This window comes from Ferrimonas pelagia (assembly GCF_039543565.1).
In the GTDB taxonomy this organism is placed as follows: domain Bacteria; phylum Pseudomonadota; class Gammaproteobacteria; order Enterobacterales; family Shewanellaceae; genus Ferrimonas; species Ferrimonas pelagia.
In genome coordinates this window covers 112,076-125,452 of sequence record NZ_BAABJZ010000106.1, presented here as the reverse complement: position 1 = coordinate 125,452, position 13,377 = coordinate 112,076, and the positions used below count along the sequence as shown (strand labels likewise).

Below are 13,377 nucleotides of genomic sequence, written 5' to 3'. Positions count from 1 at the left end.
TTAGTGTTAATCCAGTCATGAACTAGACTGTAGATCATACTGGATAAACATCCAGATTAAGTTATTTATCTAACTGAATTCTTTGTGTTTAAAGCTTCCCCGGGCTTGCCCGGCAAGTACAACGCTTCAAGCAGGGGCCAGCGGTAGCTGGTCCCGGCGCGAAGCGCCCTCGCTGACTTGACTTGTTACTGGGCCGATTCAAAGTATTGCCGAATGTGCTTTTGGTAGAATCGCTCTGATATCGAGAAATATAGCTGGGTTCCTTTTAGTTGCATGGTTCGACGCCTAGCTAACCAAACGAAAAATGTTGAACCCGGACAAAGCTCTCCCCATGGAAAGTAAGCCGACCTCCTACCGAAGATAAAGATAGGCCGCTTGACCCAAAGACCATCCCTGGTAGATATAAGCCTCATAGCGTTCCAGTAGTCTTTTTCTTGTGACTTGCGGTAGTTTTTGTCGTGCTTCCAAAAAAACACCATTTGCTCTGTCCGGGCTCCATCTACAGGCTTTGGAGGCGAGCTAGAGAAGGAAACAAACTGTCGCCAAAGTGGATTGAAATACTCGCGTAGCATCACAATCGCAAAGAAGATAAGTATTGCTAGTGTAAGTAATGACATGTCCGTACGTTAGGCCTAGTAACGCTTAAATAAGGGGCCGGTGGTAGCCGGTCCCGCCTGCTTGCAGGCAAACTTAATTTTCTTGTTAAGTGCCCGTTCGAGCACGAAGAGCAACACCTTGCTCATTCAGAATCCAACCACTAGTTAGATCTGCTTGAACCTTTATAGCCATATAGTCCTTTCCATACCTAATACGGAGCACTTTATAACCATCGCCTGGTGGGATTTCCCTAACAGCCGCACATAAGCCTCCAGTAGCATCAATGCAGCTAAAGGATTCATACATCGCTGTATCCACTTCTACAGCAACGACGTGCTTCCTATCAGAAACGACATCATCCAACCAAACTCCCGCAGGAGCTAGCCCGATGATTGCTATGGTTGCTATCTTTCGAATCATTATCTTGGGCACTTAACAGTATATTATGCGGAATTTCCATTTATCCCGCCGATGTAAGATAGGGCTTTGCCGCTAAGTTCCTACAATATCTACCAAAAACTGGTAAAAAGCACGCCCTATCCCTGGTGAAAGCGAGAATCGCGGAAAAAGCGCGCAAAAAGGTTAGCAAACACCAACCCACAACATCATGATATTTAATGGTTACACCATTCAAAACTTGAGTTGCACGGCGCATTAACACTCTGGCTGTCATCAGCAAATGGCTTGCGCCTGGTGAGATCGCATCGATGGCTTAATACCGATGGCTTAATACCGACAGCCATTTTGACTTTATGACGTCGATGTCGCTCCTTTGCCCTTCGTCTGAAAAGCGTCGCCGGTGCGGCGCTATGCCGTACAGACTGTACATGAGAGGTGAGACGATGGACCAAACAACTCATACTCTTCAACAACTTACGGCATCATTCTGAGCTAAGCAAGCCGAACGACGAATTGAACATCAGTGTCTCGGTTGGTGACTCGTTGTCCGCAGCCAACCTGAACGTCCCATTGGGGTGGCCGCTCGCAGCAAAGCTCGGTTTGGTCTGCGCAAACTGCGATTTCTGACGCCACGGCGGATCGGTAAAGAGCAGAAACGACAAAGCCGCAACTCAATGAGTTGCGGCTTTGTCTGAATATGGAGGCGCGTCCCGAAGTCGAATCGAGGTCCACGGATTTGCAATCCGCTGCATAGCCACTCTGCCAACGCGCCATATTGTGTGCTGAGAGGTGTCCCTCGAAAGCGGGGCTAATTAAAACAGAAAGCGGTGGCGATGACAAGCGTAACGTGACCCTGGTTCGACTATTTATTTGAGCAAGTTCAAAGATTTAATACTATCATCATGAGGTTTGTATGCTGTTTGACCAATCGGCTCGGCCTCATTGGTTGCGTCGGCGTAAATCTAACCTTCTTAGACGGTTATTGGGGCAAGATGGACGAGATCTCAGGTAACTTGGTGGTATTTGGCGGCGGACATGGACTGGCCAAAGTCCTGGCCGCCCTCGCCCCGCTCGAGCAGCGCCTCACTGCTGTGGTGGCAACGACGGATAATGGCGGCTCTACTGGTCGATTGCGAGACGAATTCGGTGGCATTGCTTGGGGCGATCTGCGCCATTGCTTGGAAAGTTTGGTACCAGCCGATTCCGTCGGCCGCTTACTGCTCAATCACCGCTTTCAAGGAAGCGGCACCCTCGCAGGCCACAGCTTAGGCAATCTCATGCTGTTAGGGCTCAACGAACTGTGTGTTGAGCCTGAGGATGCGATCGCCGTGTTGGCCGGGATGCTGGGGGTGCAAAGCCATCTATTGCCGATGAGCGCACAAACCACCGAGTTGGCTGCAGAAGATCATACCGGGCAGATCATTGTCGGTGAGACGCAGATCGATGCGCTGTCATCGCCGCCCAAGCGATTGTTTCTCATGCCCGAGGTCGACACCAGCCCAGCTCTGCTCGACACCATTGAGCAAGCCGATTGGTTGGTGCTGGGTCCCGGCAGTGTGTTGACCAGCATCATGCCCGCGTTGTTGATCCCCGCTATCCGCCACGCTGTGAACAACAGCTCCGCTAAGCTGATCCTGATCGACAATCTGCAACCGGAAGCCGGTACCTTGCAACACTGGCAGCCCCATGAGATCCACCGATGGATGGCCGAACAGATAGGTCGGCAACCCGATGCTATCTTGCATCACGGTTGTCAAAGCCAGCAGGGACACCATTACTTTTGGCCGCTATCCAATCAGCCCAAGGCCGGGCATGAGCCGATGGCACTGAGGATGGCACTGACCCAGATCGTCACTGACCTATGTTGAATTCACTTTTGTAGATCTGCAGCGTTCGCTGGATGATCTCCAAACATTCGTGTTTAAGAATGCCCGGATCGCCCACCTCGATCCCCTTTGCCACCGACTCAAGGGTGCCGCTGGCATTGTACAAGGCACTCGCCCCAAAGGTGGCCGCGGAGCCTTTGATCTTATGGGCCACCGGCGCCAGTTCCGCCGAGCCGGCTTGTGCTAATTCCTGCTGGCTGTGCACCAGCTCTTCGAGAAACACCTCAAGCAGCATGGGCAGCATATCTTCCCCCGCATCCTGCGCAAGCTGTGCGATCTTATCTTTGTCCATCACCCCAGCCATGATCACTCCTTGTTGGCCCATGAATTGCTCAGTCACTATATAGTGAAGCAGGAGATCGCAATGCGCCAATCCACCACGGTGATTATTTTTGTCGATGCCCGCCATATTGGCGGGATCGAAAGCCACGTCATTCAGCTTATCAACTATTTAAAGGGCGCAGAGGTGCCTGTCGAGCTGTGGCTCTGGCGTCGCTATCCCAACTCTCGCTTCGGCGAGCAACTCGATCTGCATGGCATATTGCCAATGGATCTCAAGGGCCGGTTTCACCTGCTTTTGCGGCGCTTGTGGCAGCAACCTAACCTAGTGCTGCATACCCATGGCTATAAAGCGGCGCTGCTCGGTCGCTTCGCCGCGCGTCTGTGCCGCACGCCGTGTTGCTCAACCCATCACGCCGGGGAATCCCCCACGGGTCGTATCGGGCTCTATATGGCGCTTGATCGCCTCAGCGCGCGCTGGGCAACCAACTTTGCCGTGTCACAACCCATCGCGGCGCAACTGCCGGTGCCTTGTGATGTTATCAAGAACTTTACTTACCTCCCCTCCCCACCCACTCGCCGTTTTTCTCCCCAACAGCCGCTTCAGATCGGCTTTGTTGGACGGTATGAGTCGGTTAAGGGATTCGATCGCTTTAACCGGCTCGCCCAGCACGACCGCGCACATTACCGCTGGCACAGCTATGGCTGTGGCGAGACCCCCGCCATCGCTCCGGTGCAGGATCATGGCCCGCAGCTGAACATGGGCGCCATCTGGCCTAAGTTGGATCTGTTGATCATGCCGTCCAGAGCCGAAGGCTTACCCTTAGCGGCACTGGAGGCCATGGCGGCGGGCGTGGTGGTGATCGCCTTTGATGTCGGTGATCTGGCTGAGCTGATCCTTCCGGGAACAGGCTGGGTGTTAGCCGAAGGGGATCTCGCCGGCATAAGTGCGGCCATTGATACCTATCAACGCCTGTCGGCCAACGAACGTCGTGCCATGAGTCAGTGCGCAAGACGCTGCATAGAGGAGCGTTGGTCCGCTGAGCAGGCCTGCCAACCGCTGTTGGCCTACTATGGCAACGTCAACGCTTGATGCGGCGAGATCAGTCCCCTGTCGTCATCTCCAACAAGGAAAATAGCGTGGCAACGACGGGCAGACAGCGGGTCGCACTGCTGCTGTCTCGGTTGATCTGTGCCGACGCGATGGCGCCCTCCATCAACAGAACAATGGCATCCAGCAGCGCTTCTCTGTGTTTGAACCGATCGCCCAGATGCTGTTGGATCATCGCGCGCACCCGGCGTTTATGCTGCTGGCAATAGCGCCGGTTCTCATGTTGTGTGTCCGGATAGAGAGCCGCCGTGCTGACGAAGTAGCAACCATGAAAGGGGCCAAGCTCAGCCTCCTGATGGTCAAACCACGCCGCCAGCCCATGAAACAGCGCGCTCACCGCCTGCTGGCCGGGCTTTGCCTGCGACAATCGACCCTCAAGCCACGCCAAAAATTGCCGATCTCGTAACTCCAAGGTCGCAAACAATAAGGCTTCTTTGCCGACAAAGTGGTGATACAGCGTCTTTTTGGCGATGCCACTGCGTTGCAATACCTCGTTGATCCCCACCGAGTTGGCCCCGCGGGCATAAAACAGCGCAAACGCCACCTGCGTCAGTTCGGCTTTTTTATCCATCCTGCCTGCTTCCCTACGTCTGCCCGTGTGCTGGCTCTATCGAAACCGATCTGTCTACCCCCGCCCGAGAGCTCGCTCCCAAGCGCTGCGCCCCGCGTATCGACGGTTAAATGTACGACATGACGGCGCAAGCTATCGACTTACTGCCAGGACTGCAGCTTGCGGTAAATGGTCGATGGGCTGACGTCCAATAAACCCGCCGCTTTGGTGATGTTGCCATCGCACTGCTCGATCGCCTGCTCTATCCAGTTACGTTCCATCTGTGCCAAGGAACCATTCAGGCCCTGGCTGGGCGGATCCAATGACGCTATGGGCTCGTTTGGCTCGGGGATCTCAACTGGAGCTGGGGCCGGTGTGGTGTCCATGGCAGTTAACGTCGGCTGCGCTGGCTGAGTGGTTTCGCTGTTTACTGCAGCTCTGGTGCGACTGGGTAAGCGAGGCACCTGCTCTTTGGCGATCTTGCCGCCGGGGTGCATCACACAGATCTGGCGGATCACGTTCTGCAGCTGCCGGACATTTCCAGGCCAGGGATATTGCTTGAGCATGCGCTCCGCCTCTGCACTGAAACCAGCGAAAGACTTGCCCTCTTCGCGACCAAATTGCTTGAGGAAACGTCGGGCGAGCAACAAGATATCGTCGCCGCGCTGCCGCAGCGGCGGCAGCATCACCGGGATCACATGCAGACGGTAATAGAGATCCTCACGGAAATTGCCTTCGTCCACCTCCACCCAGGGATCTCGGTTGGTGGCGCACACGATCCGCACGTCCACCTGCGTGCCTTTGTCGGTCCCGACGGGCGTGACGATCCCGGTTTGCAGGAAGCGCAGCAGCTTGGTTTGCAGATCGAGCGGCATTTCACAGATCTCATCGAGGAACAGGGTGCCTTTATTGGCGCTGCGCACCGCTCCGAGCCGATCCTTGCTGGCGCCAGTAAATGCGCCCTTGCTGTGACCAAACAGCTCACTCTCAAACAAGTCCTTAGGGATGGCCGCGCAGTTGACCGCGATAAAGGGTTGTTGCTCTCGTTCAGACAAGGAGTGCAACGCTTGCGCCGCCAGCTCCTTGCCGGTACCGCTTTCCCCCACCACAAACACCGAGGCCGTGCTCGATGCGGCCTGCTCCAGAGTATGGTAGACGCCCTGCATGATCGGACTGGCGCCGATAAAGCCACAGATCCCCTCTTTGTGTTTCTGCTTGCGAAACTCCTTCAACTGACTGTTGAGGGTAAAGAAATGAATGGCATTGCGCACCGTGGTTAACAGTCGCTCTTTTTCGGTCGGCTTGATCAAAAAATCGTAGGCGCCCAGGCGCATCGCCTCAACGGCGCTCTCGACCGAGCCGTTGCCGGTGATCACCACGATCGGCACCGTCCAGCCATGATCATGCACCTCGCGCAGGATCGAGCCGCCATGCTGATCCGGCAGATTGAGATCCAGTAGGATCAGCGCCGGGATCCGCCGTTGCAGATACGCCAGTGCCTCGTCCACTCGGGTAACGTGCGAGACAGAGACGGGTTCGTCCTTGAGGTAAGTTTGATACAAGGCGGCAATGGAGCCGCTGTCTTCAACTAATAGAATTTCATGCACAGGGAGCTTCGCGTCCTTACGGGTTGCTGTCGGCCATGGATCCAGTATGACCGCTCACAGAGTGTGAGATCGTCCCTGCCAGAATAGCGAACGCGCCAGACCCTGCGCAAGCCGATCCGGCAAGTAGGGCTGCAACCGCTGAGCCAAAGAGGGTAAACATCGGTCGTCGATCAGTACGCCGACCAAGGTGCCGCCGGTTTGCGCCAGCAACTGGCGGGCGTGGGCCAGTTCCTGCTCTTTGTCTTTGCCCGCCTGCACCAACAGCAAGCAACGCTGACACGTGGCGGCGATCTGCTCCGCGGGGAAGAGGACGTCACCGGCCTCAAGCAGCGGCTCGGTCAGCAATACGACTTGGCTGTACGCCTGTTGCCAACGCAGTAAAGCGTCCGGGAGATCGCGATAGGTCTGGCGCGACGATTGGGGGCCTTGGACTCGCTCCATCTGATTGCTGTCTCGCGACTGGGTTGGCAGAGACGCCACGCCCTCACTTTCGTTGATCGCCAGATGGGCCGAGATATCGTTAAGACGCCAGTCAACGCCGCTCGCCTGTTGTGACAAACTCACGGTTAAGGGACGTTCACCATAGCCTTTGAGTCGCGCCGCCAGCCGCTCCCCCACTGTCGCCAGACCGTCAAATGGACTCAGTGGCACTACCGCCAAGCTGTGACACCCATCCAGCAGGGTCTTACGTACGATCCTATCCATCGCCTTCATATCGCCGCCCCCAACACTGCCAGGGTAACGATGCTTAGCGCGTCTTTAACCCCGTTCATAAACTGGCGCCAATTGGACTGAGACTGATCTGGCACATAGACGGTGTCACCGGGACGCAGCACCGGCACCCGATCATAGCTGGGATTTGAGACAAATTTTTGCAGGTCAAACACCTTGGCTTGTGGATCGCAGCAGGAGTGCTGGACCACGATGATCCGCTCGATCAGCGCACTCTCTTTCGGCCCACCCGCTTCCGCCAGCAGATCAAGCACCGTCATCGAATCATTAAACTCATAGCGCCCCGGCTTGTGGACCGAGCCCATCAAGCGCACAACCTGCTCGGCCGGGCGCTCCAGCCAGGCGCGATCCCGTGCCGGAATATAGATGCTGTCTCCGGGCTTTAACACCGGCAACATGGTCTCATCGCCGGTTTCAAAATAGAGCGCCAGATCGATCACCTGAGTCTGCGCACTCGCGCTGTTGCGATGATTGATGCGGATCGCGCTCAGATCGGCATTGGGATTGGGGCCGTCCGCGGCCGATAAGATATCCAGAAAACCCAGTTGCTCGGTAAAGGCGTATCGGCCCGGCGCACCGACTTGGCCAAATACATAGATGGAGCTTTCAGCGCTTTGGCGGATCCACGACGACTTATTGTCGCTGGGATCCCACGGCAACTCATTCACCACCACGGTGTCCCCCGCCCGCATCTGCGGCAGGCCGGCATACTCTCCGCCTTGATTAATAAACTTGTCGAGGTTAAACAAACTCTTGCCGCCCCGCTCATCCTCATGAAGGATCTCGATCCGCGACAGATCGGCGTGCTGCTCCGGCCCGCCAGCGTGCGCCAGCAGATCCAAAAAGCTCATGGCGTTGTCCCACTCATATCGACCGGGTGTGCGCACGGCGCCGATGATCTTCACCGCCCGGGAGCTGGGGATCTTGAGCCAGGACTTCTCATTCATGTCGGTTTTTTCCGGCACCAAGATCACGTCCCCCGGCAACATCTCCGGCAAGGGCTGGGTGTTGGTGTTTTCCGTGTAGGCCTGCAGATCGATCTGCAGCACTTCACCATTGGCGCGGATCAGTCGGATCTGCTTGGTTTCGGCAAAGCGTGTAGGGCCACCGGCGTTGGCCAGGATATCGATAAAGTTAATGTTGTCGCTGGCTTCATACGCCCCCGGCGCTTGCACCTCCCCCATCACATACATGGTGCGTACCCCTTTGGACACCACCTCGATATGGGTCGGCACATAGATCATCGAGCCCGGCCCGATCGCCGGCACCGCAGACTCGTCGCCGTTGTCCAGATAGGCTTTGAGATCAAACAGGGTCGGCTGCCCCCGCGTGATCACCCGGATCCGGGTGACATCGCCGTAACGGGTCACCCCTTCCGCCCGCATCAAAGCGTCGACGACGCCCATGCCGGGCTTAAAACTGAAGGTGCCGGGCTGGCGCACCTCGCCAAATAGGGTCAACGCTTCGGCGCGATCCGCCGCGTCGCCCGCTTCAGACAGCGTCTGAGCATCAAAATCGATCTGCACATTGCCCAGCAAGGGCGACACGGGCACAAACACAATGTCGCCACTTTGCAACTCCGGCAAAAGACTTGGCTCGCCTTTGTCCAGATAGGCCTTGTAATCAAACTCGATCACCTCCTCATTACGACGCAGCTGCAATCGATTAAGTTGCGCCCCGGCCACCAAGCCGCCGCTGCGATTGATCGCGGTTTGTACATTGGCGTCCGCTGGCAATGACTTCTCGCCCGGATCCCGCACATAACCCAGCACGGACACCAGCAGTTGGCGCTCCAGCAAGCGCACATCGAAGTCCGCCAGATCACGGTACGCCATCGACAACGCCAGATTCAGTGCCTGTTTAGCCTGCGACAAGGTTTTGCCTTGCAGCAAGACCGGGCCTATCTCCGGCAGATAGATCCGCCCGCTTTGATCCAGTTGAAACGGCGCATCAAAATCACTCTCCCCGGGCAAGGACAACTGCAGATTGTCACCCGCTTGCAGCAGCACAGCCTCATCATCCGCCCAAACCGGGACACTCAACACCATCAATAAGATCAAAACGAGGTTTTTCACCTGAAACTCCTCTGGCCGTTCGGCCAATGTTTCAACCGCATACTGGCTTGCGGATCGGCTCCCTCGGCGGGCGACCCGGTTTGTGGCAGCGGCTGGGCCCGCCGTCCGACCCGGATCTCAACCCGGCGATTTTGCAGTTTGGCCGTACCATCGAGCTCGGCAACCAGCGGACTCATCTCACCCAGCGCCAGCGTTTTCACCTGCTCCGGATCGGTGCCCAATTCGATCAGGCCCTGCTTGACCGCATCCGCTCGGCGCTGCGCCAACTGTTGATTTGATTGAGCTGAGCCGTCGGTGTCGGTATGCCCCAGCACGTAAGCCACCAGATCCGGCTCCTGCGACAACTCCTGCGCCAACATCCCCAGCTGACGCTGAAGATCTGGCAGCAGTTGCGCCTCATTGACGGCAAATTGGTTGTCGCACAGCATGATCTCATTGGCCTGCTGCCAGCGCTCAACGGCCACTGGGGCAGCGCCCTGGACCATCGGCTGTGGGAGCGGGCCTTGCGCCGCGAATTGATGATCCGGATGGGCAGCGCAATGGGTCTGTCGCCTTAGCTGATTAAGACGAACCGATAAACGAAACAGCTCATCTTCGAGCAGCAACAAGGTCTCTTCCGCGTCCGCATACAGTGCGCCCATCAGCTCACGGCGCAACCGCGAGGCTCGTAATTCAGCCTGCGTCAGGCGACCGGGAGTGCAATGATAAGCCCCGCGCAACTTGAGCAGATCCAGCTGCAGTTGGGCATGAGCCAACCGCTCATGCTGGCGTCGCTGCTCATAGACGTGCGCTGGCGAGGCGACATAGGGGTCCCACATCGAGCTCTGCTCACCATAGCCACCGCGCCCCTCTTCCGGCCAAGCACTGCATCCCTGCACCAGCAATAGCGTAACCAAACAGGCGCCCCTCATAACTGCAGGTCCTGTTCAAAGCTCTCTTCAAAGGGGATGGCGCGATCGACACGCAGTAGCTGCAAGATCCGCCGGGGTTGGCCATGGACGCCGCAGAGGATCAACTCCCGTTGCTGTGATCGCAGCCGTTTGAATAGATGAATGATGGCGCCGACACCGGAGGAATCAATAAAGCTTACGTTGCTGAGATCCAAGCGGACGATCCCGCCATCGGGCAACAGGGTTGCATCGAGATCGGGCCGAACCTGTTTAACGCTTTCAAGATCAAATGTATCGGGCAGATGAATGGTTTGGCTGTTCATAAGCAATCTCCTCATTATCCGTAACAAGGAGACTGCAAAGCATATGCCAATAATTAAATCGTTGTTTTAGAAGGGAATCAAATCAGCGATCGCAAACTGCAAAGCAAGTGTTAGTGGCCTTTTGCGGTAAAAACAACGTAGGCGGTCTTCAAGGCGATCCACCCCTCCATCCGCAGATAACTGCCAAGCCCAGATAAAGACGCCGCATAGGCATGATCATAAAACAGCTTGGTCTGTACATCGGATAGGCTGGTATCACCGGCCTGATGGATCTGGGCCAACCCGGTCAACCCCGGCTGAACCTCATAGGTGCGCTCCTGGTAGAAAGGCAGTTGCTGCTCCAATTGACCGCAGATCGCCGGCCGCTCAGGCCGGGGACCCACCATCGACATCTCGCCTTTGAGCACATTCAAAAGCTGGGGCAACTCATCCAGTCGGGTGGCCCGTAACCAGCGACCCACCCGGGTGATCCTGGGATCGTTCTTCTGGGTCCAGCCCAGCGCGATCGCATCATTGTCGACGCTCATGGTCCTAAACTTCAAGAGCCAAAACAGGCGAATGAAGTCGGCGCTGGCACGACCGACCCGCATCTGTCGGTAGAGAATGGGCCCAGGCGAGTCCAAGCGGATCGCCAGCGCCACCAGCGGCCAGAGCGGCAAGGTCACGGCGAGCAGGAGAGAGGCCGCCACGATATCCAACAGTCGCTTACTTTGCCGCACCACAAAAGGCTGAAATTCTTGCGTCCCCCCCATCCACGCCGGTCGCCAACCGCTCAGATAGGCCAATTGTCCCACCAGACTATGCTGCAGTCCTAAACTGAACACCCGCCATGGCCCAGGAACCCGCACTACATGGGGCAAGCCGTAAAACAGCACCTGCGCGCCAGTCAGCAGCATCGCCCACTCCGGCGCCTGCGCCGTGAACGCGCTGATCCCCGTCGAGACAAACATCATCAGCGCTATTAGAGGCAGCAGAGCACGCAAGCCCTTGCCGAGGAGCGCCACGATCCGCTGCGGCCAGGTCATGCGCGGTAACAGAGACCATAACAACGGCAACTGAGCCAGATTGCCCGCGCCGATCCGCCGTCGCTGCTTGGCAAACTGGCCACCGTCATTGCGATTGAGATCCTGCACACACAGATCCGGCAGCAGCGCCGCGCGATAGCCCCGCCCCATGGCTTGGAGCACCGCGACAAAATCATCGTTGATGGTGCCCGGTGGCAGCGGCGCTAATGCCGCCTTTCGAAACGCGAGTAAGGCACCGGTGCCGCCCATTGCCGCGCCTAACTGACTCTCACCCCGGCGGATCCCATTCAGCAAACGCCAGTAACTGGATTGGCCTTGGTCCGCCGAATGACCATAACTCGCCGTCACCACACCGCGGCCGGGCTGTGCTAAACCGTCGACGACCGCAGTCACGCACTGCGCAGGCAGCCAGGCACTGCAGTCGGACAGGATCAAGATGGGATCTCGCTGCCGCGCGATCTGTTGATTCAAGCGATAGAGCTTGCCGCGGTTGGTGCGGTGATCGAGCACTCGAAGCGCCCGGCCCCGCTGGGCAAAATCGTGCTGCAGATCGGCAACGATGGCCTGACTGTCATCAGCACAACCGTCCAAACACACCACCACGGACAGCGGCCCACGATAGTCCTGTGCCAGCACCGAGCGCAGCTTTTGCTCGAGCACCGCAGCGTCGTTATAGACCGGGATCCACAGCGTGACCGCAGGCGTGTCCGCCCAGCACTGCGTGTCATTGCAGGGGCGCCGACCCAGCCAACCCATCCAGAGGGGATACAGTACCAAGTGGCCCATCACCGCAGCCAGTAACACCCAAAAGACCGTCATAGCGCCTCCATCAGATCACGATATTGACGCGCCATACGAACGGCATTGCCGCGCTGATAAATAAAATTTCGAGGCTTCTGTCCAGCAGCGCGCTGCAAGCCGATGGCGATCGCATCGCTCAATGCCTCGCTACAGCCTTGCTCGACCAGTGTGCCCGAATAGGGACACACTGCTTCCGCCGTTGCCCCGGTACGCGTCGCCACCACCGGGATCCCACACGCCTGGGCTTCCAACAATGACATGGGGAAGCCCTCCTTTAGGCTCGGTAAACAGAACAGATCTAACGCCTGATAAAAGGTTTCGATGGCGTCGAGCCGGCCACACATCACCACTCGTGACTCCAGGTCCAGCTCGTGGATCTGTCGCACCAAGCTCTCGCGCAGCGGCCCATCACCGGCGATCGCCAGTCCAACACGACCCGGTAACCGAACCATGGCCTGCAGCAGATGCTCCAACCCCTTCTCCGGCACCAGTCGCGCCGCACAACCTATCCACTGCGATCGCTCAGCACAGAGGCCCAAGCTGTCCCGAGCAAAGTCACGATCGCCCGGCCGAAATCGCCCCATGTCGATGCCATTGTAGATAACCGCCGGCACCTGACGTTGGGTTAACGGCTCCAGCGCCTCAGCCACGCGGCAGGCGTCCGCCACCGGCGCGATCTTGCCCAGACGAAAGCCCAATTGGGTCAAGCGCCGCTGCTTGCCACTTTGCAGATGCCACTCATCGTGTTCAGTATGCAGCTTGCGTAAGGGCATGCCCCAGGTCGCGGCGCTGGCGTACAGCAGCGGGCCGATATGATGGCTATGGATGATCTCGGCTTGCAACTGCTTGCACAGTCGTCGCAATGCCAATACCGTTCCTCCGTGCAACCCAACCGGCTTATTGAGCGCATGCAAGGTTACCTGAGACTGGTTTAGCCGCGGCCACGCCTTGATCAACGTCGGTGCCTGCCCCTCCAACGACACGATGTGGATCTCGTACTCATTTTGCAGCTGCTCGGCCAGCTCAAGTACCAAAGCCTCGAGCCCACCAGAGGCGAAGCGCTGAACCACTTCCACCAATACGGGTTTTGTCATTGTCTTCT

11 protein-coding genes and 1 tRNA gene are annotated in these 13,377 nt (G+C 57.3%); 2 read left to right on the top strand and 10 right to left on the bottom strand.

All coding sequences use genetic code 11. The annotated features are described in order from the left end of the window. Nucleotides 1–1,694: 1,694 nt before the first annotated feature. A tRNA-Cys gene (locus ABEA08_RS21220) sits at nucleotides 1,695–1,768 on the bottom strand. A gap of 220 nt (nucleotides 1,769–1,988) precedes the next feature. Here ABEA08_RS21220 and ABEA08_RS21215 point away from each other — a divergent pair. Further along, nucleotides 1,989–2,864, top strand: a complete 876-nt coding sequence (locus tag ABEA08_RS21215) for a gluconeogenesis factor YvcK family protein (RefSeq protein WP_345337452.1) — start codon at nucleotides 1,989–1,991, stop codon at nucleotides 2,862–2,864. Here ABEA08_RS21215 and ABEA08_RS21210 read toward each other — a convergent pair. After that, nucleotides 2,848–3,207: an Hpt domain-containing protein gene (locus ABEA08_RS21210; RefSeq protein ID WP_345337451.1), complete on the bottom strand. Its 360-nt coding sequence runs from the start codon at nucleotides 3,205–3,207 to the stop codon at nucleotides 2,848–2,850. The genes ABEA08_RS21215 and ABEA08_RS21210 overlap by 17 nt on opposite strands. A 39-nt stretch (nucleotides 3,208–3,246) precedes the next feature. Between ABEA08_RS21210 and ABEA08_RS21205 the strand changes: the two genes are divergently transcribed. Then, a complete protein-coding gene (locus tag ABEA08_RS21205) occupies nucleotides 3,247–4,254 on the top strand; it encodes a glycosyltransferase family 4 protein (protein WP_345337450.1) in 1,008 nt (335 codons plus the stop codon). 10 nt (nucleotides 4,255–4,264) lie between these two features. Here ABEA08_RS21205 and ABEA08_RS21200 read toward each other — a convergent pair whose 3' ends face one another. The 8 genes from ABEA08_RS21200 to ABEA08_RS21165 all read right to left on the bottom strand — a co-directional run bounded on the left by ABEA08_RS21200 (nucleotide 4,265) and on the right by ABEA08_RS21165 (nucleotide 13,369). Next, nucleotides 4,265–4,843: a TetR/AcrR family transcriptional regulator gene (locus tag ABEA08_RS21200; RefSeq protein WP_345337449.1), complete on the bottom strand. Its 579-nt coding sequence runs from the start codon at nucleotides 4,841–4,843 to the stop codon at nucleotides 4,265–4,267. A gap of 140 nt (nucleotides 4,844–4,983) precedes the next feature. After that, nucleotides 4,984–6,429, bottom strand: coding sequence for a sigma-54-dependent transcriptional regulator (locus ABEA08_RS21195; RefSeq protein ID WP_345337448.1), 1,446 nt, complete (start codon nucleotides 6,427–6,429; stop codon nucleotides 4,984–4,986). Between the two features lie 54 nt (nucleotides 6,430–6,483). Beyond that, a complete protein-coding gene (locus tag ABEA08_RS21190) occupies nucleotides 6,484–7,134 on the bottom strand; it encodes a P-loop NTPase family protein (protein WP_345337447.1) in 651 nt (216 codons plus the stop codon). 5 nt (nucleotides 7,135–7,139) lie between these two features. Continuing rightward, nucleotides 7,140–9,236, bottom strand: coding sequence for an SLBB domain-containing protein (locus tag ABEA08_RS21185; RefSeq protein WP_345337446.1), 2,097 nt, complete (start codon nucleotides 9,234–9,236; stop codon nucleotides 7,140–7,142). Then, entirely contained in the window at nucleotides 9,233–10,132 is a 900-nt protein-coding gene (locus tag ABEA08_RS21180; protein ID WP_345337445.1) for an OmpA family protein, read from the bottom strand. Before ABEA08_RS21180 ends, ABEA08_RS21185 begins: the two co-directional genes overlap by 4 nt. 11 nt (nucleotides 10,133–10,143) lie before the next feature. Next, entirely contained in the window at nucleotides 10,144–10,449 is a 306-nt protein-coding gene (locus tag ABEA08_RS21175) for an STAS domain-containing protein (protein WP_345337444.1), read from the bottom strand. 110 nt (nucleotides 10,450–10,559) lie between these two features. Beyond that, nucleotides 10,560–12,293, bottom strand: a complete 1,734-nt coding sequence (locus tag ABEA08_RS21170; protein WP_345337443.1) for a sugar transferase — start codon at nucleotides 12,291–12,293, stop codon at nucleotides 10,560–10,562. After that, nucleotides 12,290–13,369: a glycosyltransferase gene (locus ABEA08_RS21165; RefSeq protein ID WP_345337442.1), complete on the bottom strand. Its 1,080-nt coding sequence runs from the start codon at nucleotides 13,367–13,369 to the stop codon at nucleotides 12,290–12,292. The genes ABEA08_RS21170 and ABEA08_RS21165 overlap by 4 nt, the downstream gene beginning before the upstream one ends. Between the last annotated feature and the right edge of the window lie 8 nt (nucleotides 13,370–13,377).